The organism is Chryseobacterium sp. SG20098, from assembly GCF_031844745.1.
Taxonomy (GTDB): domain Bacteria; phylum Bacteroidota; class Bacteroidia; order Flavobacteriales; family Weeksellaceae; genus Chryseobacterium; species Chryseobacterium cucumeris.
This window is the reverse complement of sequence record NZ_CP134622.1, coordinates 1,989,766-2,013,121: the sequence shown is the minus strand read 5'-3', so window position 1 is coordinate 2,013,121 and position 23,356 is coordinate 1,989,766. Positions and strand designations below refer to the sequence as shown.

At 36.6% G+C, this 23,356-nt stretch carries 17 protein-coding genes; 7 read left to right on the top strand and 10 right to left on the bottom strand.

Annotated elements, in window-relative coordinates:
* Window positions 1–11: 11 nt before the first annotated feature.
* Window positions 12–2,813, bottom strand: a complete 2,802-nt coding sequence (locus RHP76_RS09160) for a GH92 family glycosyl hydrolase (protein ID WP_311230025.1) — start codon at window positions 2,811–2,813, stop codon at window positions 12–14.
* Window positions 2,814–2,906: 93 nt separating this feature from the next.
* On the opposite strand from RHP76_RS09160, the gene RHP76_RS09155 reads away from it, so the two are divergent.
* Window positions 2,907–5,249 (top strand): TonB-dependent receptor domain-containing protein, encoded by a 2,343-nt coding sequence (locus RHP76_RS09155; RefSeq protein ID WP_311230024.1) that lies wholly within the window; start codon window positions 2,907–2,909, stop codon window positions 5,247–5,249.
* A gap of 125 nt (window positions 5,250–5,374) precedes the next feature.
* On the opposite strand, the gene RHP76_RS09150 is transcribed toward RHP76_RS09155, so the two are convergent.
* On the bottom strand, window positions 5,375–5,830 hold the full coding sequence (locus tag RHP76_RS09150; protein ID WP_311230023.1) for a hypothetical protein: 456 nt from the start codon (window positions 5,828–5,830) through the stop codon (window positions 5,375–5,377).
* 150 nt (window positions 5,831–5,980) lie between these two features.
* On the opposite strand from RHP76_RS09150, the gene RHP76_RS09145 reads away from it, so the two are divergent.
* On the top strand, window positions 5,981–7,087 hold the full coding sequence (locus tag RHP76_RS09145) for an Mrp/NBP35 family ATP-binding protein (RefSeq protein ID WP_062674106.1): 1,107 nt from the start codon (window positions 5,981–5,983) through the stop codon (window positions 7,085–7,087).
* 47 nt (window positions 7,088–7,134) lie between these two features.
* Window positions 7,135–7,383, top strand: a complete 249-nt coding sequence (locus tag RHP76_RS09140; protein WP_002977212.1) for a NifU family protein — start codon at window positions 7,135–7,137, stop codon at window positions 7,381–7,383.
* A 131-nt stretch (window positions 7,384–7,514) separates the two neighbouring features.
* On the opposite strand, the gene RHP76_RS09135 is transcribed toward RHP76_RS09140, so the two are convergent.
* The 7 genes from RHP76_RS09135 to ppk1 form a co-directional block, all read right to left on the bottom strand.
* A complete protein-coding gene (locus RHP76_RS09135; protein WP_311230022.1) occupies window positions 7,515–7,907 on the bottom strand; it encodes a DUF3060 domain-containing protein in 393 nt (130 codons plus the stop codon).
* A 93-nt stretch (window positions 7,908–8,000) separates the two neighbouring features.
* The gene (locus tag RHP76_RS09130; RefSeq protein WP_120232032.1) at window positions 8,001–8,828 is read right to left on the bottom strand and encodes an SIR2 family NAD-dependent protein deacylase; all 828 of its coding nucleotides are present in this window, start codon (window positions 8,826–8,828) and stop codon (window positions 8,001–8,003) included.
* A gap of 92 nt (window positions 8,829–8,920) precedes the next feature.
* Window positions 8,921–11,959, bottom strand: a complete 3,039-nt coding sequence (locus tag RHP76_RS09125) for a choice-of-anchor I family protein (RefSeq protein WP_311230021.1) — start codon at window positions 11,957–11,959, stop codon at window positions 8,921–8,923.
* A 140-nt stretch (window positions 11,960–12,099) separates the two neighbouring features.
* The gene (locus RHP76_RS09120) at window positions 12,100–12,249 is read right to left on the bottom strand and encodes a hypothetical protein (protein WP_157885769.1); all 150 of its coding nucleotides are present in this window, start codon (window positions 12,247–12,249) and stop codon (window positions 12,100–12,102) included.
* The gene (locus RHP76_RS09115; RefSeq protein WP_311230020.1) at window positions 12,246–12,899 is read right to left on the bottom strand and encodes an NAD-dependent epimerase/dehydratase family protein; all 654 of its coding nucleotides are present in this window, start codon (window positions 12,897–12,899) and stop codon (window positions 12,246–12,248) included. Before RHP76_RS09115 ends, RHP76_RS09120 begins: the two co-directional genes overlap by 4 nt.
* Before the next feature lie 298 nt (window positions 12,900–13,197).
* A complete protein-coding gene (locus tag RHP76_RS09110; protein ID WP_288443306.1) occupies window positions 13,198–14,082 on the bottom strand; it encodes a Ppx/GppA phosphatase family protein in 885 nt (294 codons plus the stop codon).
* Complete coding sequence (gene ppk1 / locus RHP76_RS09105) at window positions 14,079–16,151, bottom strand: polyphosphate kinase 1 (protein ID WP_311230019.1); 2,073 nt, start codon at window positions 16,149–16,151, stop codon at window positions 14,079–14,081. Before ppk1 ends, RHP76_RS09110 begins: the two co-directional genes overlap by 4 nt.
* Window positions 16,152–16,392: 241 nt before the next feature.
* Here ppk1 and RHP76_RS09100 point away from each other — a divergent pair, with 241 nt between their 5' ends.
* The 4 genes from RHP76_RS09100 (at window position 16,393) to RHP76_RS09085 (ending at window position 20,963) form a co-directional block, all read left to right on the top strand.
* Window positions 16,393–17,097 (top strand): hypothetical protein, encoded by a 705-nt coding sequence (locus tag RHP76_RS09100; protein WP_311230018.1) that lies wholly within the window; start codon window positions 16,393–16,395, stop codon window positions 17,095–17,097.
* A 201-nt stretch (window positions 17,098–17,298) separates the two neighbouring features.
* Window positions 17,299–19,194: a molecular chaperone DnaK gene (gene dnaK / locus RHP76_RS09095; protein ID WP_216444021.1), complete on the top strand. Its 1,896-nt coding sequence runs from the start codon at window positions 17,299–17,301 to the stop codon at window positions 19,192–19,194.
* Between the two features lie 290 nt (window positions 19,195–19,484).
* A complete protein-coding gene (locus RHP76_RS09090; RefSeq protein ID WP_311230017.1) occupies window positions 19,485–19,850 on the top strand; it encodes a hypothetical protein in 366 nt (121 codons plus the stop codon).
* Window positions 19,851–19,874: 24 nt separating this feature from the next.
* The gene (locus RHP76_RS09085) at window positions 19,875–20,963 is read left to right on the top strand and encodes a helix-turn-helix transcriptional regulator (RefSeq protein ID WP_311230016.1); all 1,089 of its coding nucleotides are present in this window, start codon (window positions 19,875–19,877) and stop codon (window positions 20,961–20,963) included.
* 217 nt (window positions 20,964–21,180) lie between these two features.
* On the opposite strand, the gene RHP76_RS09080 is transcribed toward RHP76_RS09085, so the two are convergent.
* Complete coding sequence (locus RHP76_RS09080) at window positions 21,181–23,220, bottom strand: beta strand repeat-containing protein (RefSeq protein ID WP_288443300.1); 2,040 nt, start codon at window positions 23,218–23,220, stop codon at window positions 21,181–21,183.
* Window positions 23,221–23,356 lie beyond the last annotated feature (136 nt).

Here is a 23,356-nt window from a genome sequence, read left to right as displayed (position 1 = left end):
TTTTTTGTTTTTTACTTCACAGCAATTTCATCAATAAAGATATAAGCATCACCGCCTGCTCCCTGATGCCATTCCGGAAGTTTTCCGAAGTAGTAAGCTTTTACTTTAATATATCGTGCTTCGGTAGGAAGAATTTCTGTTGAAAAGTCTTTGATCTGTACTTTTTCATCCTTAGGATCAATAGTATTGTCAACCGTTTTCAGCAGGACAAAATCTTTTCCGTTCATGGAGGCATAATATTCTACTTTTTTAGGCATCATAATCCATGCTTTGCTGTCCTGAAGGTAAGTGGAAGATAATGATTTTATGTTCTTAGGGGACTTAAAATCAATGACTGCCTCAAAATTTTGTCCCTGATATCCGTGCCATTCCCCTTTTCTCCAGTTAACATCCCCTCTGATACCGTCAATAAGAGCAAGGTTTCCGGTAGCGCTGTACTGTGGTGTCACTTTTGATAAAATATTAATATCCCAGTAATTAGGTCTTCTGTTGAAGTGAGCAGTGGTTACAGAACTTTTTTCCCCGTTTCTTTCAGCATAAGCCATTACCTGAGTGGTTTTGGTGATGGAGAATGGTCCTTTATAAGTAGAGAACGTCTTTCTTTTATTGCTGTCACTTTCATCTATCGTCATGTAGTACACTTTGTCATTGGCATTAAGTGGAGTGATTTCTACCTTGGTAGAAAAATCAAAAATTCTGTCTGCAGCAATTACTGGTGAAGCGGTTTGTTCAGCATATTTAAAATCTTTAGCCGATTTCACATTTTCGAATCCCAGTTTTTTAAGTTCAGCTCTGCCGGTAGTTTTGGTAATTGTTCTGGTAGTACCGTCTTCAAGATGAATTTTAATTTCGTCAAAATAAGGCGTTGTGGTTTCCCATTCCGGTAATCCCGGAGTGACAGAATAAATTCCCATTGAGCTTAAAACATACCATGCACTCATCTGGCCACAGTCTTCATTTCCGATAAGGCCGTCAGGTGTATTTTTATAAAAATTATCAAGGATGTATTTGATTTTTGCATCTGTTTTTTCTGGCTTATCAACGAAATTATATAAATAAGCAATGTGATGGCTTGGTTCATTTCCCTGGGCGTATTGTCCTATCAATCCTGTGATATCCACTTGTTCTCTTCCCATTGTTTTATCAGGTGCTGTAAAAATAGCATCAATGAACTGTTCAAATTTTTCTTTTCCGCCATGCGCTGCAATAAGCCCCGGAATATCCTGCTGTACAGAATATGAATAATGCCACGAGTTTCCTTCCGTATAATTGTTGTTAACTTCTCTCGGATCAAAAGGCTCATACCAGTTCCCGTTTTTTCTTGGCTGCATAAAACCTGTTTTTGGATTGTAAAGGTTTTTCCAGTTCTGAGAACGTTTCATGAAATACTGATAGTCTTCTTTCTTGCCTAAAATTTTCGCCATTTGAGCAATACACCAATCGTCATAGGCATATTCTACTGTTTTGGAAACACTTTCATGCTCATCATCTATGCTGATATAATGATTCTGTTTGTAAGCATTCAAACCAAAAATATCCTGCATGGCAGAACCTTTTGCAGCCTGAAATGCCTTTTCATAATCAAACCCCTGAATTCCCTTAGCCATAGCATCTGCAATGACGGAAACAGAGTGATAGCCAATCATACATTCTGTTTCGTTGGAAGCCAGTTCCCATACCGGAAGTTTTCCTCCCTGTTCGTATTGTTTAATGAAGGTATTGATAAAATCAGCAGTTCTTTTTCTGTCAATTAAAGTCATCAGCGGATGAGCGCCTCTGAAGGTGTCCCAAAGTGAAAATACAGTGTAATAATCAAAACCATTGGCGGTATAAAGCTTGTTATCTCTGCCTCGGTATTTTCCGTCAACATCCATATTGATGTTCGGTTGTGTGAAAACATGGTAGAGTGCAGTATAAAAAACAGCTAATTTGTTTTTATCATCAGATTTCACCTCAATTTTGGAAAGTTCTTTATCCCAATTCGTTTCTGCCTGTTTTTTTACTGCTTCAAAATCATTAGATGTTCCTTCTGCCAGCATATTTTTTACTGCTCCTTCATAGCCTGTAGGCGAAACAGAGACTTTTACATTGATCTTTTCTCCTTTTTTAACATTAGCTGAAAATGCCAGAGCAAGTTTTGTCCCCGTAAAAAGATTGTCTTCTTCTTTTCCATTGGTGTCTTTTTTTGAAATTTTCATAGGTTTTGAAAACTCAATTCTGGCATAGATGTACTGATTGGTAGCCCATGCTTCACTTCTTCTGAAAACTTCAATGGTTGTATCATCAATAATCTTTACTTCACCTTCCAGAAGCTTATCTCTGTGGTTGAGGTCTAAAATGATATTGGCATTTCCGGCATTGTTGAAAGTGTATTCATGATACCCGACTCTTTTTGTCGTTGTAAGGCGAACATCAATATTATTTTTATCTAATTTTACAGCATAGAATCCTGCTGTTGCTTTTTCATTTTTATGCGAAAATTTTGAAGAATAGTCTTTGCTGTTCAGGCTTGGATTTCCCATAGTAGGCATCAGCATAATGTCTCCATAATCAGAAACTCCTGTACCATTTAAATGCGTATGAGAAAAACCATAGATGACAGAATCCGAATAATGGTATCCGCTGCATCCGTCCCAGCTTCCGTCAATTCTGGTATCGGGAGAAAGCTGTACTATTCCAAAAGGAACAATTGCCCCTGGAAAAGTGTGGCCATGGCCTCCGGTTCCTATCATGGGATTGACATATTGGGAATAATTCTGTGCGGAAATAATTTGAGTAATACATATGGAAAATGCAATAAGCCCTTTTTTCATGTTTTGATTTTAAAGAACGAAGATATTGAAAAACAGTAAAAGAGATGTAATAAAAGAACATTACGGTTTGTCTTATTAAAAACGATATAATTCATGAAGAAGACACTACTTGCTGTAATTATGCTGTTGCCCTTAGCTGCATTGGCCCAAAGTATAACAGGGAAGATCACCCAAACCGGAAATGCTGTTCCCTACATTGAGGTGATTGCCGTAAAAGATCAGAAGCAGCAGACTGCTATTTCGGATGAAAACGGAAATTACTCTCTGAAACTTTTAGAAAACGGAAACTATACTATCAGACTTATCCAGGATGGTATTGAAATATCCCATAAAGATATTGCTATTAACGGACCAGTAAAACAGGACTTTTTTATTGAAAAAAAGAATGAAAAACAAATCGAAGGGGTTACGCTTACTGCCAGAAAAAAACTGATTGAGAGAAAAGCAGACAGATTGGTTTTCAATGTATCCAATTCTGTTGCCTCACAGGGGATGGATGCTGTGGATGCTCTTGCGACAACTCCTCTGGTTAAAGTAGATGATAACACCGGAGTTTCCATCGTTGGGAAAAGTGGGGTGGCAGTAATGATTAACGATAGAATTCTGAATTTGTCAGATGCTGAACTGGTTACCTATCTCAAAAGTCTCAGATCTGAAAATATAGAAAAAATTGAAGTCATCACAGCACCTCCTGCCAAATACGAAGCACAGGGAAACAGCGGATTGATCAATATTGTTTTAAAGAAAAATCAAAATCTGGGATGGAGTGGAAGTTTGACCTCCAGTCTTCAACAGCAGACTTATACCGGGAATTCAAACAGTGTAACCGTAAATTATCAGAACGAAAAACTGCGTTCTTCCTTAAAGTTGAGACAGAATAAAAATGAAAAGCATTCCTATGAAAACTATTGGATAGAAGGTACAGATGGTCTTAAAAGCAATGATGACAGAAGAGATTTCGGGGATGGACTGGGGGCCAATTTAAGTTTGGATTATCAGTTAAGTAAAAAGTCCAATGTCGGATTTATTTATGATTTCGGATTCGGACATTCCAATATGGATATCAGAAATACTTCAAACTATTTCCAGAATGGGATTTATACCAATACACTACTCACCGATGCAGAGCACAGAGCTACAGGAAGACAACATACGGCCAGCGCGTATTATGATCTGAAATTCGGGAAACAGGATAATAAACTGAGTATCACAGGAAATTATTTTTCCAATACTCCGGAAACAATTATTGATTTTACTACAACAGAGAGTTCGGGAGACAGATTTGTGGTAAAATCGCCTTCTATGGTGGATTATAAAATTTATTCCGGGCAGGCGGATCTTACATTGCCTTATCAGTTTGCAAAGACAGAAGCTGGAGTGAAATTCACCAATTTTGATAATAACTCCAGTATATTTTATCAGAACTTAACGAACGGACAATATATTACAGATCCTTTGAAAAGCAATGAATTTGAATATAACGAAAAAAATTATGCAGCTTATATAAGTTTTGAAAAGTCATTCAACGAAAAATGGTCGGCAAAAGCAGGTTTACGTTACGAATATTCGGTGGTCAACGGAAATTCTTTAACTTCCGGACAGCAGACTGAAAATTCGTATGGGAAATTTTTTCCAACGGCCTATATCAGCTATAAAAGCAATGAAAACCATACTTTCAACCTGAATTATTCCAAAAGAATCAATAGACCGGGATTCCGAGCGATCAATCCCTACCGCTGGTACATCAATATCAATTCTTATTTTACCGGAAATCCTTTCCTGAAGCCCTCTATCAATCATAATTTTGAACTTTCCTACGTGTACAAAGGAAAATTATCGGCATCAGCTTATTTTCAGAGAACCGTGGAAGCATTTAGTCAGCTTGCCACTCTGAAAGGAGAAAACAGGGTGAGTACTTTTGAAAATTATTACAACCAGAACAGCATGGGAGTTTCCCTTAACTATTCAGATACTTTTTTCAAAAAATGGGAAGCGAATTACTCGGCCAATTATTCTTATATGAATACGGATGTTTTTGCAACCGATGCTCTTGCCAGAAAAGGGAATAGTTATGATTTCGATTTTCAGAATAATATATCACTCAATCAAAGTAAAACAATACAGCTGATTCTGAATTACTGGTTCCGTCTGCCTTCCAATTCCGGAAATTCCTATATGAAGTTTGCTGGAAATCTTACTTCAGGGGTGAAGCTGAATCTTATGGAAAAGAACCTTCAGCTGAATATATTTGTTTCAGATATATTAAAGCAAGGCAAAAGTCTGGGAGAAATTTATTATACAACAGGAACACATTCTTACAATAATTACTACGACGCCAGAAGACTTACTTTATCAGCAACCTATACTTTTGGAAATAAAAAAGTAAAAGGAATGGATCGCAATGTAAGGTTTGATGAAAAGAACAGAGCCAATTAATACTCTGACTTTAAATTGTTTTTGATGCATGCCATTCTGAATGAAACGGAGTGGAATGAAGAATCTTTTACTTCATTCGTCAGAAATCGAAGATTCGATATAGTCAATGACAAAACAGAAAATTTCTACACTTCTCCCTCAAAGAAATCATTGAGATAGTCCTCTTTGTCTTTTTCTTCCCGTCCGGAACCCAGATGTTTTTTCCAGGACTGAGATTCATAATATACAATGCCCATTTCCCAGACACAGTAAGTTGGAAGATGGGTTTTGTTTCTTTCCCATACTTCAAATTTTCCGGAACCATCATAATATACGCTTTCCCACAATTCATTTTCACTGCGCCATGTGCAGACTAACAGGAGATAATTTTCTCCACAGCGATGCATGATGACGAATCCCAGATCATCGATGTTTTTAAAATTTTCTTCAGCATTTTCAATACACAATTGTGCATTATCAATGTCCTGCCGGGAAACTTCCGAAGGATCACTTGCGAGGTCATACCATTTGAATTTCGTCTTTCCAATGGTAAAAATTCCTTTTGGCTGTGCGTATTTGGAAGGATAGGTATTGGTTCTCATATCAATTGCTTTCTGAGGTTGGGTGTAATGTCAGGATAAAAATCACAAATAAGAAATTTTTAACGATCTGATTTATCACCTGATATTATAGATTTTATTGATTCTAAATTACCGAAAAAATCCGTAAATTTGTAAACAATTTATATTTATATGTTGACGAAAGAAAAGGTTCAGGAATTCCTTAAAGAAATAGAAGTAGACGATTTGGTGAATAATCTTCAGATTATGGGTAACGATGTTTATATTGACATGACTGCTCATTCACCTGCAATGCACGAAAAGAAAAAACTGGAGGCTGCCATGAAACAGGCTTTTGCCAGTGAGTTTGGAGAAGACATTCATTTAAAACTTAAAATCGTTTCTCCGGAGCCTAGTGAAATTCAGCAAAGTCAGATCAAAGGAAAACAAATTCCGGGAATTCAAAATATTATCGCTATTGCTTCCGGTAAAGGAGGAGTAGGGAAGTCTACCGTTTCTGCAAATATGGCAGTAACGTTAGCTAAAATGGGCTTTAAAGTAGGATTATTGGATGCAGATATCTACGGTCCTTCAGTTCCTACCATGTTTGATACAGAAGGACAGAAACCAATTTCTGTAGAAGTGAATGGTAAAAATCTGATGAAGCCTATCGAAAATTATGGAGTTAAAATGCTTTCAATAGGATATTTCTCCGGCGCTAATCAAGCTGTAGTGTGGAGAGGTCCTATGGCTTCAAAAGCTTTGAACCAGATGATCAGAGATGCTGCATGGGGAGAGCTGGATTTCTTATTAATTGACCTTCCTCCGGGAACAGGGGATATTCACTTGTCAATTATCCAGGAAGTGCCTGTAACAGGAGCGGTCATCGTAAGTACACCTCAGCATGTTGCATTAGCAGATGTAAGAAAAGGAATTGCGATGTTCCAGATGGAAAGTATTAACATTCCGGTTCTTGGATTGATCGAAAATATGGCATATTTTACACCGGAAGAACTTCCTGATAATAAATATTATATCTTTGGAAACCAGGGAGCACAATATTTAGCGGAAGATCTTGGAATTCCGGTATTAGGAGAGATTCCATTGATCCAAAGCATCAGAGAAGCAGGAGACGTTGGAAGACCAGCTGCGCTTCAGGAAGGATCTAAAATTGCAGATATCTACACAGAAACTGCCAGAAAAATGGTAGAAAGTTTAGTGGAAAGAAATAAAAATCTTCCTCCTACTGAAGCTGTGAAGATTTCTACGATGGCAGGATGCTCGCCAAAAGCAAAATAATAATAATTTCAATAAAATTTGAAAAAACCGAATTGAACTGAAAAAATATGGAAACAAACATAACGCACGAAGATACCGTAACAAGAGTAATGGAAGCTCTGGAAAGCATCAGACCATTTTTGAATAAAGACGGAGGTGATATTGAGCTTATTGATGTGAAAGATAATCAGGTGTTTGTGAAACTTTTAGGTAACTGTTCCGGGTGTTCATTGAATTTTTCAACCTTAAAACTGGGTGTTGAAAATACAATTAAACAACATGCTCCGGAAATCGAAAAGGTAATCAACGTAGAGTAAAATATATCTGAGATATTTTTAAAAAGACAGGCTTTTTTAAGGCCTGTCTTTTTATTTGCATATTGAGTCCACTAAGCCTACCAAACCCGTCAGGTTTATGATGAAATTTTTCAGACTCAAAAAAAATGTTTTTATTGTTTTACAACTTTGTTTCCTACCCCTTCTATAGAAACATCCGGCTTTCCTGATTTTGTTCCGGAAGTCCGGTAGTAGACCATATTACCGCCACCTTCCATGGAAATTTTATCCACTTTATCGATGTATACTTTATTACCTGTTCCTGAAACCGTAATTTTTTTAGCACTTCCTTTGACTGTTAATGTGTTGTCGCCACCTTCTACCTCAACAACGCATCCATTGAGAGCGTAATTGAGCTTGTGGCCCACACCTTCTATATGTACCACCTTATCGCTTTCTGTTTTTTCTACTCCTTTTGTAGATTCTACTTTTCTTGATTGTGAAAATGCAGTAACTGTTCCCAGCAGCAGGAAACAAAGAATTCCTGCAGTTTTAATATTTTTCATTGTGAATTGGGTTTTTGTTGAGGATAAATATAGATATAAAATGCTTTTTTCAAGAATTTTAAAAGTTAAATCATCATAAATAATCAGGTTGCTTCAGGAGACGGTTTTTGTAATAATTTCTTTAACTATCTTTAATACTTCAGTAGATTTTTCCCGGATGATTAATGCATTCTTTTTATTTTTGATCAGCTCAGTGAAGTTATTGTCTTCCATATTAATGTCTACGATAAAAGCTCCATACCTGAGTGCGGTTTCGGCAATGGCAATAGGAAGGCTCGTTGCTCCGGAAGTACCAACAATAAAAAGAACACCACTGTTTTTGGCAATTTTAAGTGCACTGAATTTTTTGTTCGTTTTTTCATCATAATATTCATCAAACCATAAAATATTCGGGCGCATCCAATGCCCGCAATGAGTACAGGTTAAAAGTTCTTTATCTTTTGCGGTAAGATCTTCATCCAGATCTTTGCTTTGTATGTCCACAGGCAGATCCATAATTTCTTTACATCCGTTTGAGCATTTAATCTCCCTGTTATTCCCATGGATTTCATAGATTCTTTGGCTTCCGGAACGGCGGTGAAGGTTGTCAATATTTTGGGTAAGCAGATGAAATCTGTCCTGAAGTTGAGTTTCAATATCTGCCAATGCAAAATGACTTTCGTTGGGAGAAGCATTTTCAAACATTTTTTTTCTGAAAAGAGAATACTGCAGAACTTCTTCCGGATGCTGTCTGAAATAACGTAACGTTCCAAATTCTTCAGGCTTGTGAAACTGAGTTCCTTTTACCCAAATTCCATCTATTCCACGATAAGTAGGAATACCACTGTCTGATGAAATTCCTGCACCGGTAAGAAATGTAAAGAGATTTCGTTTTTCTTTATGCCAGACTTGTTGAATAATATTCTCTAATTGATTTTCCATTGTGTTATTAAAAGTTTAAAACTAATGAATTTTCCAGTAACAAAAAAGCCCCGGAATCTCCGAAGCTTTTTCAATCAACTAAATATTATATTTTATCTTACAATGACTCTTTTGATCTGTCCTTCCAAAGTTTTTACAAGATAAACTCCCGTAGAAAGGTTAGCAGTGCTTATGGTTAAAGCATTCTTTTCTTTCCCGATCAATTTTCCGGACATATCGTATAATTCATAATCCTGTTTTCTGTTAAAATAAAGAGTATTTCCTTTGTTGACAGGATTTGGGAATATAGTAAAGGTGGCCTGTTCGGTTTTTATTTCACCTGTTCCTAGTGTTGCAGGCGTGGCCACTTCATATATGGATAAAGTTCCGCTGATTTCGTTGGCGATAATCACATAACCTTTATTGGTTGTAGTGTTTTCAGGAGCGATGTAGATAATTCCTTCAGGACCATTATCACCTCCGTATGCTGAAGTAGAACGGGAATTTTTGTAATCTGTAAACGTAGTGGTATTAGGATCTGTAATATTATAAACCATAACACCGCCAGTTCTTTCTAAAGTAATGAAAGCATACGTCTGGTCATTGATTTTTCCTAATGCTACTCCTTCCGGTTCCGGACCTTTGGCGCGGCTTCTGTTTTTAGTAGCGTTAGACTCATTATCCGCATTGAAAATCAAAGGATGATAAGCTGAAATATATCGTTCAAACTGATCTCCGCTGTCATATACAATCTGTTTAGTATCAGCATTGAAAATAGAGAATGAACGGGCCCCTAAAGCTGCCATTTCTTCAAACTCTGCATCTCCATCCATATTTCCTGTAGCAGATGAAATCCTGAATCTGCCGAGGTTATAAGAAGCTTTTAAAACATTGGCATTCGGAAACAATACAGGATCTAAAATATAAGTGCTTGCTCCCACAGTCGTTCTTTCGCTAAATCCTGAAAGATCCTTTTCATCACCTTCATTAGCGGTTACAATATAGTTGGTGTTTCCTACTTTGTAATTTTGTACTGCATCCGGTACATAATACGCTTTTACCGGCCAGTTGGCGATTAGAACCTCACCATTATTGTCTGAAGCATCAAATCCGTTACCCGGAAGACTCATGTCTTTTTTGCCCAATCCCCAGATACCTGTGATCGTTTTGGTAGCCAGATTTATTTCAGCAATGGCATTATTTTCCTGAAGGGTTACCCATGCTTTCTGACTGTCGGCACTGATGGTTACATATTCAGGTTCCAGATCCTGAGAAAGGGTATTATTTGTTCTTACTTTTCTTAAACCGGTAGCGGTTAATGCTGCTACCTGATTATCAAAACTATTAAAATTAAGTGTCGTTACATTACTTTGGGTAAGATTTCCAACACCTCCGGAAATGTCAATGATACTAATAGTTCCTTCAGGATCTACAGTATAAGCGTCATTAGGCTCTCCTTCGTTGGCAGTAACTACTTTTGTTCCGTCAGGGGAGAATGTTATCATATCCGGTAAAGCTCCTACAGTTACCTGCTTAAGGAAATTTCCATTGATGTCAAAAAATACCACAGATCCATTTTGCTGAGGATCAGTATTGGGAGAGGCGGCTGCAATAATTCCGTTTTTCACAGCGATACTTGTGATCCCACCGTAAGGAGCCATATTCACTGTTTTTATGACTGAGGGTATTGAAGGATTACTGAAATCAATAATATCAAAAACATCCGTAATGGAGCTGATCGTAAATAAACGTTGTGTTGACGGATCATGAACTACAATTTCCGTAGAGCTGCTATTATTTCCTGAAGGATCAAAACTTAGAAGATAATTCAGTTGGATCTGATGGGAAGGAACCGGAGCCGCTTTATCATTATCTACAATATAAACCGTTGCAGAATTGTCTCCTGAAATAGTAGCTCCAACAGGATTTTCAAGGCTTACCACAAAATATTCAGCCTGCTGTTCTGCCACTGTGTCATCAATAATCGGAATATTGACGGTATAACTCGTTGTAGATGGAGTGATATTAATAGTTTGATTAGTTAAAGTAAAATCATTACCGTCAGCTGTACTGAACGGTGCTGGCTTTACAACCAGATTCACTGTAGAGGTAGAAGGATTGGTAATATTGATTTTAAATGCAAGATTTCCTGAATTTTCATTGACTTTGATGAAATTCTTTTCTAAAGAAATTGCTGTTCCGGCAGTGGTAAAAGTACTGGAAGTAATGGCAGTAAGCCCATTATCATTGAAATCTTCTACCATATTGGGCTTGAGAGCCAGATAATAACTCTGCCCTGGCACTAGTCCGGAAGTTGGGATTACAGTGATGGTATTGTTGCTGAAAGTTGTAGTGAACGGAACTTGTGTACCTGTAGCATTTCCAAGACGGAATTCAATAAGATTTTGTGCATTGGAATTGTTGAGTGCAGAATTATCAGTTAATCTTACATTTTCATTGAAAGATAGGGTTGGATTTACAGTCGTTGAAGCGTTATTGGTATTATGGGCAGGCAGGTAAGTGACTGTTGGTGGAGTAGTATCAACATTTCCTGCAGGAGTGGCGTCCACCGTAAAGTTGTCAAAACGATTGTTTCCTCCTGTTCCGCCTCCCACTGCAGAAAATTCTACTTTTAATTTAAAATTTGGGTTGTTATTGGCTCCCTGTATAGTGGAAAAATCCAATGTAACCAATTGTGGATCGGCATCCTGAGGATTCACCGTCTGAAACTGCATAAAAGTGGTTCCGTCGGTGGAATAAGACCATGTCTGTGTTCCTGCTCCCTGACCGGATCTTCTGGTGGTGAACTTAACAACGATGTTATTATAGCCCGTTGTAGGAAGATTAAACTGTAAAGCCCCTCCAATCGGATTATTGAATCTTAAATGGGTTCCGGAAACATCACCGTTTCTTGCATTTAAATTTTGCAGACTAAAATTTTGTCCGGTACCTCCGGCAAAATCGATGACACTTGTTCCTCCTGCTATAGGTGCAAGAGAACCGTTCACCATCGTAGAAGCAGGGGTAGTAACTGTAGCTGCAGAAGTATTATCGTTAAAATTCCAGTAATGAATCAGTGTCTGTCCGAAAAGACCGCTCTGAAAGAAGAATGCGGCAATCACAGACCCTTTTAATAGGTAGTTGTTGATCATTTTTTATTTCAATTAGATAAATACAAAAATGAACTTTATACCTTGCAATTATTTTAATGGAACTTTAAGAAATGTTTAAAAAATAGGTTTATTTCCAATAAAAAATAAAAATTATGTGAATAAGAAACTTTATAGTGAAATTATTTTCCTGATTTTCCCGAAAAATTTAAAATCGTTCTTGATTTATTTCCTTCCAAAGGATGTTTCTGCATATAAAAATATCCTGAAACAGCAGTCACAAGCAAGAGTACAAAAATAACCAGAACAATTCTTTTTAACATGTCTCTCATAGCGCTAAATTTTTAATATCTCTAATTTCTAAAGTAGATGTAGGGTATCCTTTTTGTGTCACATTGATCATTGCTCTACCCACTTCGTGTAAAGTTAATGATTTTGACTGAAAAAAAATAGGAAAAATCCAAATAAAAGGTTTAAAAAACCACTTTACATTGGTTTGACCCTCAACAGGTTTCATGAATCCGGGACGGAAATTATAAGCTCCTCTGAAACCCATTCTTTTCAAATCATTTTCTGTTCTGCCTTTTACACGCGCCCACATCAGTTTTCCACTCTCCGTACTGTCTGTACTTGCCCCGGATACGTAGTTGAACACCATTTCAGGATTTTGGTTCAAAACAGCTTTGGCAAAGTGAAGCGTTGTATCGTAAGTGATTTTGGTATATTCTTCTTCCTTCATGCCAACGCTGCTGATTCCGGCACAGAAAAAACAGGCATCATAACCTTTCAGTTTTTCATCATGAAGATCTATCGAAAGGAAGTCAGAGACAAGGTATTCTTTCAGCTTGGGATGTGTTTTACCGGAGGGTTTTCGGCTTATACTCAGGATTTCAGAAACATTTGAATTTTCAAGACATTCCATTAAAACACCTTCGCCTACCATTCCCGTAGCTCCTGTAAGAATTATTTTGATTGGGTTCATTGCTTTGCTATTGATATGGGTATGACGGATGGGGATGGGGTTTTACTTTAAAATTTTAGATAAAAGATAAAAGATAAAAGATAAAAGATAAAAGATGTTGTCTTAAATGTCCGGATTCAATAATTCAATAGGGGTGGGCTTTAGCCCGCCTTAAAAAATGAGCTACCTTCTATTGGCTTTAGCCAAAACTTAATAATAGAAATTGCTTCGTCACATTGTTCCTCGCAATGACATGGAAATGTTTTTAAAATAGAAAGCCAGCTCAAAAATAGCTGGCTTTCAATCGTATTGTTTGTTGTTACTTTTTATGTTGCAGCTGACTGTAAATATTATGGATCAATCCGTCTGCTACGGAAATTTTAGGAACAAAGATCTTATTGATATCAGACCATGACATAACATTGTTAAAAATTCCCAGGGCATGTACCAGTACATCGGCACGGTCTTCTCTCAGGTTGTAGTTGGTCATTCTTTCTTCTACGGAAAGCTCATTGAATTCTTTGTAAACCTTTTTCAGATGAGACAAAGACATCGGTTTTCCGTCTTTGGTTTTACTCATAGAGAATACTTTGTTGATATTTCCTCCGGAACCGATAGCAACAATTGGCTTTTTGCTGACAATATTTTTTTTGATCTCATCCTTCATTTCTTTCCAGTTGTCCATAGTCACAAGATTATTGAGAAGACGGATCGTTCCGATATTGAAAGATTTTTCATAGACCATTTTACCATTTTCATAGAAGGTAAGCTCTGTAGAACCTCCACCAACGTCAATATATAGATAGGCAAATTCTTTATCAAGACCTTCTGCAACATGATTTTCATAAATCAGGGTAGCTTCCTCATCACCGGAAATAATTTCAATATTGATTCCTGATGTATCTTTTACCAGATTGATGATATCATTACCGTTGGCAGCATCACGCATGGCACTGGTAGCACAGGCTCTGTAATGATCTACTTTGTATATTTTCATCAGGTCACTAAAGATCTTCATGGAATCAATGACCATTTTCTCTCTCTCCGGACCAATTTTTCCGATGGTAAAAACATCCATTCCCAGTCTCAGAGGAATTCTGAGAAGGTTGAGCTTGATGAATTCAGGCTTTCTGTTGTTGATCTTTACTTCATTGATTAGAAGGCGGGCTGCATTACTCCCTATGTCTATCGCTGCTATCTTCATTTCTTGCTTGTTTTAGCTTTTAAATATTTATAGGTTTCTATTTGTGATCGGCATTCGTGTTTATCATTTCTTACGTATTCATTGCTCAGTTTTTTGTCTAAAATCCTTGCCTTTACGTTATCTTTAAGTTGGATGTCCAGAATGTCTTTTAATTCCTTCTTAAGGTTTTTATCAGTGATTTTAGCGGCTGCTTCAATTCTGTAATCCAGGTTTCTTGTCATCCAGTCTGCGGAAGAAATGTACATATCCTCGGCCCCTTTATTGTAAAAATACATGACTCTGGCATGTTCAAGATATTCGTCTACAATACTGATGGCTTTTATTTTTTCTCTGAATTCCTTTTGATTGACGGCACAATAGATCCCTCTTACGATCATTCTGGTCACCACTCCGGCTTTGGCAGCTTCATATATTTTTTCAATCAGAGCACGATCACTCATTGAGTTGACTTTAACGATGATTTCTGCTTTTCTTCCTGCCTTGGCCTCTTCGATTTCTTTATCAATATGGTGAACAATCTTTTCACGCATAAACTGAGGGCAAACTAATAAATTTTTACAAGTTTTCAAAATAGGAATAAAGTCATCTTTCGGTTTTTTCAATACATTGAATACTTTATTGATATCCGCCATGATGCCGCGGTCAGCGGTCAACAGCAGGTGATCACCATATATTCTGGCTGTTTTTTCGTTGAAATTTCCGGTACTTACAAAGCCATACTGAATGGTTTTATTGTGGGCTCTCTTTTTGATGACACAAAGTTTGGCGTGTACTTTTTTATTAGGAATTCCTACAAGAACAGTAATTCCTTCAGGCTCCAGCATGTCTTTCCATTCCAGGTTGGATTCTTCATCAAATCTTGCCTGAAGCTCCAGCATCACAGTCACTTCTTTACCATTTCTGGCAGCGTAAATCAGAGCATTGATGATTTTTGAGCTGCTTGCAAGACGGTAAGCGGTAATCTGTATTGATTTTACATCCGGATCCATCGCAGCCTCGCGAAGAAGATCAATCACCGGATTGTACTTGTGATAAGGGAAGGTAAGGAGTACATCTTCTTTTAAAATTACGTCAGTCACCCTTCCCCCATGTTCAAATGCCTGATGCGTAAAAGAAGTTCTTTCTACAGGTCTTTCATACTTTTCAAAAACATCAGGGAAATCCATGAAATGTTTGAAATTATGAATTTTTCCTCCAGGGATGATGCTGTCTTTCTTCGTTAAGTTCAGTTTCCTGATCAAAAGTTCCAGCAAAGCTTTATCCATATCTTTATCAAAAACAAAACGGGTGGGCTTCCCTTTTCTTCTGTTTTTAAGACCTTTTTCTATTTTTTCTGCAAAGTTGGTTCTGATATCATTATCCAGATCCAGTTCTGCATCTTTTGTTACTTTGAATGCATTGGCTGCAAATTCATCATATCCGAAATAAGAGAAAATATGCGGAAGGTTAAAGGTAATCACATCTTCCAGTAACATGACATTTTTTTCTTCCGGATCTTCCGTTGGCAGCAATACGAATCTTCCCACAAAGCGGGATGGAATTTCAATAATGGCATAATTGCTGGAATACTGCCAGTCTTTTTTTCTCATAGCCACTCCCAGATAAAGACTTTTGTCTCTCAGATAAGGCATAGGAGTATTTTCATGAAGAAGAATCGGAATCACATTGGATTCTACCACTTCATCGAAATATTGTCTGACAAACTCTTTTTGGTTGGCTGTCAGGTTTTTGGCGTTTTTAATGAAAACTTTATGATCAGCCATTTCGGTCTGGATTTTTTTCCAAGTTTTATCGAAATTCAGCTGTTGTCTCATCACAACTTCATTGATTCTTTGAAGGATCTTGGATGGCGGCTGATAAAAAGATTCGGCAATCACTTTTTCCTTAAAATCCATGGCGCGCTTTAATCCGGCAACACGCACTCTGAAAAATTCATCTAAATTGTTGGAGAAAATTCCGAGGAAACGTATTCTTAAATGTAAGGGAACTTTTTCATCCATAGCTTCCTGCAAAACTCTTTCATTAAAGGAAAGCCAAGTAATATCTCGGGGATTAAAGTGTATTGACATTCTAAATGTGTATATTTTATCAAAAATAATAATTCACAAAGATTCTGCCTCTATTTCTTAGGTTAAACTTTGATTAATTTTTAAAGGTTTGGTGAGTTGTTCTTTGTGATTTTCGATTTTCCTTATAAAGTAATTGGTTTTCAGTGGTTTTTGATATATTTATATCACGAACTATTTGCCATTAATCAGGATATATATTCATTGGAGAAAATGCTTTAAAGAATTATAAAAACTTGTAACCATGAAAAAAATTACGATTATACTTCTGCTACAGTTATTTGGTTGGGTATACAGTCAATATGTAGAGGTCTTGGAAAAAGGAAATTTGGAAAACCTGTCTCCTCAGAAATTTATGATTCCTTTACAGAATCAGGAAAACTATGAATCTGCTTTTTTAGGACGATATAAAGCTCATTATCCCGGTACCTACCTCGGACATTTGTTTACAGCTATTAGCGATGAAGCAAAGAATGCAGGGGCCAATGCCTATTATATTGTGAGTTTCAAAGAAGGAGATAAACAAAATGAGTCTGAACTGATATTGGATACTTATCATATCCGGGATTCTGATATCAAAGATCAAAGTCTGCTGATTGAAAAAAATAGAATTTATATTATTGGGGAACCCGTTTTAAATAGTGAAAATACGTCAAAGTTTAAAGTAAACGGAGCCAGAAAAGAAGTAAAAGACAATACATTTGCAACTGTAGTAATAAAGGAAAATGAAGAGGTTAAAATAGTAAAAGGAGGAATTACTGGAATGGCAGTATGGGTAAAATGGAAGCCGGAGCAGTTTAATAAATTCTACAGCTTTTCAGGCATCGGAATAGACGGTGCAGGTTTTGGAGCTAATGGAATGGGAGTTGGCATTAATACAGGAAGGATATATTCCGTAGATCCTGACCTTGGGTATTTTTTAATCCGGGTTTTAAAAGAAAGTAAATAGTATCTTTCACCTCATAGAGGAGAAGTTGACATATCTTCATACATAAAAAATGATTTTTTTTCCTGAATATAATTTCAAAACCTCGATTTTATCGGGGCTTTTATTTTTATTGTGTCATTTTGTCATAATTTTTTGAATGGTACAGATATTGAGAAATTGAGAGTGTAAATTAAATTAAAAATAGAAAAAATATAAAATATTATGAGTAAAATAATTGGAATTGACTTAGGAACAACCAACTCTTGTGTTGCTGTAATGGAGGGTAAAGACCCTGTTGTTATTCCTAACGCAGAAGGTAAGAGAACTACTCCTTCTATCGTAGCTTTTACGGAAGACGGAGAGAGAAAAGTAGGTGATCCTGCAAAAAGACAGGCTGTAACGAATCCAACAAAAACTGTTTACTCTATCAAAAGATTTATCGGAACCCACTTTAAAGATGATGCTTCTGAAATCACAAGAGTACCTTATAAAGTAGTTGCCGGACCAAACGATACAGTAAAAGTAAAAATCGACGATAGAGAATATACTCCACAGGAAATTTCTGCAATGACTCTTCAGAAAATGAAGAAGACTGCTGAAGATTATCTTGGACAGGAAGTAACAAGAGCGGTAATTACTGTTCCTGCATACTTCAACGATGCACAAAGACAAGCTACTAAAGAAGCAGGTGAAATTGCAGGTCTTAAAGTAGAAAGAATCATCAACGAACCTACCGCTGCAGCGTTAGCGTATGGTCTTGATAAAAACCATAAAGATCAGAAAATCGCAGTATATGACCTTGGTGGTGGTACTTTCGATATCTCTATCCTTGATTTGGGAGACGGTGTATTTGAAGTATTGTCTACAAACGGTGATACGCACTTAGGAGGTGATGACTTTGATGATGTGATTATCAACTGGATGGCTGATGAGTTCAAATCTGAAGAAGGTGTAGATTTAAAAGCTGATGCCATTGCTCTTCAAAGATTGAAAGAAGCTGCTGAAAAAGCGAAAATTGAATTATCTTCTTCTCCTCAGACTGAAATCAACTTACCATATATCACTGCTACTGCTACAGGTCCTAAACACTTAGTGAAGACTTTAACAAAAGCTAAATTCGAGCAATTATCTGCTGATCTTGTAAGAAGATCTATGGAGCCTGTGGCTAAAGCATTAAAAGATGCTGGTTTATCCACTTCTGATATCGACGAAGTGATCCTGGTAGGTGGTTCTACAAGAATCCCAATCATCCAGGAAGAAGTAGAAAAATTCTTCGGTAAAAAACCATCTAAAGGAGTAAACCCGGATGAAGTTGTAGCTATTGGTGCAGCAATCCAGGGAGGTGTATTGACAGGTGATGTAAAAGATGTATTATTACTTGACGTTACTCCACTTTCTTTAGGTATCGAAACAATGGGTTCTGTATTCACAAAATTAATTGAAGCGAATACTACGATCCCAACTAAAAAATCTGAAGTATTCTCTACCGCTTCTGACAACCAGCCGGCTGTAAGCATCAGAGTAGGACAGGGGGAAAGACCAATGTTCAACGATAACAAAGAAATCGGTAGATTTGATCTTCAGGATATCCCACCAGCACCAAGAGGAGTTCCTCAAATTGAAGTAACATTCGATATTGATGCTAACGGTATTCTAAGTGTATCTGCTAAAGATAAAGGGACTGGTAAAGAGCAGTCTATTAAAATCCAGGCTTCTTCAGGTCTTTCTGACGAAGAAATCGAAAGAATGAAGAAGGAAGCTCAGGAAAACTCTGCAGCGGATGCTAAGAGAAAAGAAGAAGTTGAAATCTTCAACAAGGCTGATGGATTGATTTTCCAGACTGAAAAACAATTGAAAGAATTCGGTGAGAAACTTTCTGCTGACAAAAAAGCAGCAATCGAAGCAGCTCATGCAGAATTAAAAACAGCTTTTGAAGCTAAAAATGCTGATGACGTAAAAGCTAAAACTGAAGCGTTAGATGCAGCTTGGATGGCCGCTTCTGAAGAATTATATGCAGCAGGTCAACAGCCAGGTGCTGATGCAGCAGGTGCTCAGAATGCAGGTGGAAACGCCGGAGCTGAGGATGTACAGGATGCTGACTTCGAAGAAGTAAAATAATTATTGATTTAATAAATAATAAATAATTTAAACCCGCTTTAAACTTTAAAGCGGGTTTTTTATGCATCTATTTTTCCATTCATCTTTTTGTACCCTTTCTAATAATTATATTATTTATAAATCTTCAGAAGATTTCTTAGTTTGAATTAGATATTATTTTACCGAATAGCAATTAAAAAGATGTAGATAAAAAGCAATATGCTTTAAGAAAAATATATGATATATAAAATATGTTTCCTATTTAATTAATTTAATGCTATTTTCTAAAATTATTTTTATTTTAGCATGTAATGAAATACTTTCAACACATATTTCAATTTTTATTTACAGTTGGGTTTCTTTTCTCATCTGGCCTCCTGTTTTCCCAAGATCTTAAATATAAAGAGTATGATTCAATTCTTTTGAATACGCCTAAAGAAATGGGGAAAAAAAATATTCCCAGAGAAAAAATTATTCTTTGGAATAAGGAGATGTTAGAAAAAATGAAAAAAGAAAATTATGTAAGAGGAATAATTTGGGCTCATATCAATATTGCCAATCAATGCTGGAATTTAGGAAATGGAGAAGAAAGTATAAAAAATCTGAATGCAGCAGAGAGCATATTACATAAAAACGAAAGCGAGATTGATTTTTTTACAATTGCTAAGCTTTATTAGGAATATTCGCAGGCCTATTATGTCATGAAGCTGTATGATACAGGTCTGAAGTATAATTCTAAAGGGGGATATTACGGAAATAAAATTGAAGATAAGGATAGAAGGGGTAAATTTTTATCTTACGTGTATACTACAAGAGCAAATTTTCTTTATGAAAAAAAAGATCTGGATTCTGCGCTCTATTATTTAAAACAATCCTCTCTGTTATATGAAAGTTTAAGTACAACCTCTCAAATTGCCAATCATTATATCGAATATCATCCCAGCCAGAATGCCGCTAAAATCTATCTGGAGCAGGGAATGGATATCATAAGCAAAAAGAAACATGAACCTAATAGTTATCAGATATCTGTCTTTTACTATTACTATGCACAATATTTTTTTAAAGAAAAAAATTATGAAAAGGCAATAGTATATTTAAATAAAGCTCTTGAATACAATAAAAAATTAACAAATATTGGGCATTCTGAAAATATATACAAGCTTTTAATATCATGTTATAAAAACTCCGGTAATTTAGAAAAGGAGAAAGAATATCTGGAATATTATATAAAATTAAAAGACAGTCTGGAAAACTCACAAGCCAAAGGTGTAGAATTATCTATAAAAACAATAGAAAAAGAAAAAACAGAAGAAAATAAAACACTCAAAAAAAAGATATTTATTTATAGCAGCATTATAATTTTTTTAATTTTGTTGGTATTGGCTTATTTATATTATCAGAATCATAAAAAAAAGAAAGTAATCTTAGAAAGCAAAGAAATAATTTCCAGAAAAGAAGATGAAACCAAAGTATTGGAGAGAAGAATTTCAGGAGTACATGAAGATTTAATTCAATTGGCTAAAAATAATGATATTAGTTTTTTGGAAAAGTTTCATGAAGTTTATCCTAATGTTTCTCAAAAGCTATTGGCGATCAATCCGGATTTAACTAAGGATAATCTGGCATTCTGTGCTTTAATCTGGTTAGGATTCTCTTCCAAAGACATTGCTGAGTTTACTTTTATGCAACACAGATCTGTACAGATAAAGAAAAGCAGATTGAGAAAAAAACTCAACCTCGGATCAGATGTGGATCTTTATCAATTCCTTAAGTCTCTGGTAGATAATTAACGAAATTTTATATCTGTTTTACATATTTTGTAATCAGTAATTCTTAAATCATCTCAATAAAAAAACTTTGTTAATCATTAATCTCGGGTATTAATTAAAAGGATTAGTTAATAAATTTAAAATCTGATATTTGTTTTATTGATTCAGGAAAATAAAAAAGGCCTCTTGAAGTTTCCTCCAAAAGGCCTTTATAGTAATTATTAATCTTTTTTTTGTATTAATTACCTTTAGCAAAAGCTGTCGCAGATATTGAGCCTACACCCCAGTTGAAGTTTTGTCCTGAAGCTGCCCACATATTAAACCTAACTGGATGATTTGTACTTTCAACATATCCATTTAAAGTGTAGGTTATTATAACAGGAGAAGCGCTGGTATTGTTATAGGTCTCAGCATATTTTCCAACGGTAGAAACCATTTGAGAACCATTATTACCTTCAGGAATAGTATATTTTCTCGAGCCTGCTGGCTCTTCTCCGCCGTTTCTGATAAAGCGTACACCATAATAGCCTAATTCATTTGAAGCTGTATTTGTGGTGCCGACCGGAACATTATAATCGACAACAATTTTAGCAGTGCTATTGGCAGGAACTGTAACGGAAACAGACAATCCCAGATCTAGATCATTTATAATAACACCATTTCCCGTTGCTAGCTGATCTACCGGAAAGGTTGCTGTATCAGTAAAAACCCCTAAAAGCTGATAATCAGTTGTCTGGGGAGCTAATTTACTCCAGCTAGGAGCTGTAGAAGTTCCAGAATTATAATAAACCCCCTCTCCATAAGGAGCTAATCCTGTGTTGGAATTATAAACCATAAGCGCTTTTGCAGGAGAAGGAATTGTAGATCCATCCGTCATAGATGTTAATGATACCCTGGGCAGTAAAAAACCTCTATTGGTTGTATTGAGCTCAAGTAAAGCTGAATTATCAGGAGCATTGGTGCCTACGCCAACATTTCCACCCACTGGATTGAGTACTAAAGGAAGACCTGCAGCAGAGGTTTTATTCTGGCTTGAAATATAAGATCCATAAGGAAAGTTTGCATAGGTTCCGAAATCAAGAGCATGATTACTGTTTCCATCAACCCGAAGCGTGGCATTGGTAGTTGCTGTTCCTAGTGCAGAAGGCTGGCCATTGCTCCCAGCTACCACCAGTTTATTAGTGGGGGTCACAGTCCCTACTCCAACATTTCCAGCTGAAGTTATCGTCATTTTTTGGGTATTGTTGGTTGTAAATCTCAAATCATTGGCCGTGGTGGTTCCCAAAGATACTACACCTCCTCCGATATAAGATTTCAGACTCACTGCGCCATTAGTTTGATGTAATCCGAAACTGTTATCAGGAGCAGTGATGGTAAGTTTAGCATCAGGTGTAGTAGTACCTATCCCTACATCTCCAGCTGGAGTGATTGTCATTTTTTGGGTATTGTTGGTAGTAAATCTCAGATCATTAGCTGTAGTGGTTCCTACAGATACTACACCTCCTCCGATATAGGATTTAAAATTAACGCTACCATTAGTGTGATTCAAACCGAAGCTATTATCAGGAGTACTGATGGTAAGTTTGGTATCAGGAGTAGTGGTACCTATTCCTACACGGCCATTGGCTGCATCCACGGATAAGGTAGTTCCATCTACAGAAAATGCATTAGTTTGTGTCCCTGTGAATGCCAAGGTATTGGCTCCCTGTGTTACCGTTCTATTTCCCGTAAGGGTGCCATCTGTGTTATAAATATTGACAGAAGAGCCTCCTCCGGAACTACCATCAATAGACTTCCAGGATGAATTGCTGAAAATAAATTCCTGTGCTTTACCATTAGGAACAGTAACGCCATTCAAAGTAGCCCCAAATCCACCTGTGGTATTATTGTAGACAATAAGGCGCTGACCTGCATTAGGAGCAACAGGTGCTGTAACAGTTATGTTTGTAGTAGCTGCTCCTGTAAGCTGTACCAAACTTACATTAGCTGGGATCGTAACGGCATTACCTGTGACAGCCAATGGCGTTTCACGGTTGGTAATTGCTCCGTTCACATCCAATGTGGTGCCGGGAGTGATAACACCCAGCCCCAGATTACCATTGGAAGTTGTCACCAGGTCATCTTTAGCCTGAGCAGCAGTAGGTGTCCCGGTTGTTGGATTATTTTTTAATCCATCAATATTAAATACTCCCTGAGGATTGGTTGTATTAATTCCAACCTGTGATTTTACCAATGAAAAAGTAGCAAGCATCCCCACTACGAATAAATTTTTTTTCATAATATATGTTAATTAATCATTTCTTATATCAACAATTATAATAGCAATGAAGATATTACTGAACTATCTACATGTTTACTTACTATTTATTTTGCAAAGGTAATGTTTGGTGAAGTTTGTAAAGCGTATTATATGC

Excerpts from the sequence above, each read along its gene's own strand:
- RHP76_RS09160 (WP_311230025.1), bottom strand. The coding sequence starts at position 2,813 with ATGAAAAAAGGGCTTATTGCATTTTCCATATGTATTACTCAAATTATT.
- RHP76_RS09155 (WP_311230024.1), top strand. The coding sequence starts at position 2,907 with ATGAAGAAGACACTACTTGCTGTAATTATGCTGTTGCCCTTAGCTGCA.
- RHP76_RS09150 (WP_311230023.1), bottom strand. The coding sequence starts at position 5,830 with ATGAGAACCAATACCTATCCTTCCAAATACGCACAGCCAAAAGGAATT.
- RHP76_RS09145 (WP_062674106.1), top strand. The coding sequence starts at position 5,981 with ATGTTGACGAAAGAAAAGGTTCAGGAATTCCTTAAAGAAATAGAAGTA.
- RHP76_RS09140 (WP_002977212.1), top strand. The coding sequence starts at position 7,135 with ATGGAAACAAACATAACGCACGAAGATACCGTAACAAGAGTAATGGAA.
- RHP76_RS09135 (WP_311230022.1), bottom strand. The coding sequence starts at position 7,907 with ATGAAAAATATTAAAACTGCAGGAATTCTTTGTTTCCTGCTGCTGGGA.
- RHP76_RS09130 (WP_120232032.1), bottom strand. The coding sequence starts at position 8,828 with ATGGAAAATCAATTAGAGAATATTATTCAACAAGTCTGGCATAAAGAA.
- RHP76_RS09125 (WP_311230021.1), bottom strand. The coding sequence starts at position 11,959 with ATGATCAACAACTACCTATTAAAAGGGTCTGTGATTGCCGCATTCTTC.
- RHP76_RS09120 (WP_157885769.1), bottom strand. The coding sequence starts at position 12,249 with ATGAGAGACATGTTAAAAAGAATTGTTCTGGTTATTTTTGTACTCTTG.
- RHP76_RS09115 (WP_311230020.1), bottom strand. The coding sequence starts at position 12,899 with ATGAACCCAATCAAAATAATTCTTACAGGAGCTACGGGAATGGTAGGC.
- RHP76_RS09110 (WP_288443306.1), bottom strand. The coding sequence starts at position 14,082 with ATGAAGATAGCAGCGATAGACATAGGGAGTAATGCAGCCCGCCTTCTA.
- ppk1 (WP_311230019.1), bottom strand. The coding sequence starts at position 16,151 with ATGTCAATACACTTTAATCCCCGAGATATTACTTGGCTTTCCTTTAAT.
- RHP76_RS09100 (WP_311230018.1), top strand. The coding sequence starts at position 16,393 with ATGAAAAAAATTACGATTATACTTCTGCTACAGTTATTTGGTTGGGTA.
- dnaK (WP_216444021.1), top strand. The coding sequence starts at position 17,299 with ATGAGTAAAATAATTGGAATTGACTTAGGAACAACCAACTCTTGTGTT.
- RHP76_RS09090 (WP_311230017.1), top strand. The coding sequence starts at position 19,485 with ATGAAATACTTTCAACACATATTTCAATTTTTATTTACAGTTGGGTTT.
- RHP76_RS09085 (WP_311230016.1), top strand. The coding sequence starts at position 19,875 with ATGAAGCTGTATGATACAGGTCTGAAGTATAATTCTAAAGGGGGATAT.
- RHP76_RS09080 (WP_288443300.1), bottom strand. The coding sequence starts at position 23,220 with ATGAAAAAAAATTTATTCGTAGTGGGGATGCTTGCTACTTTTTCATTG.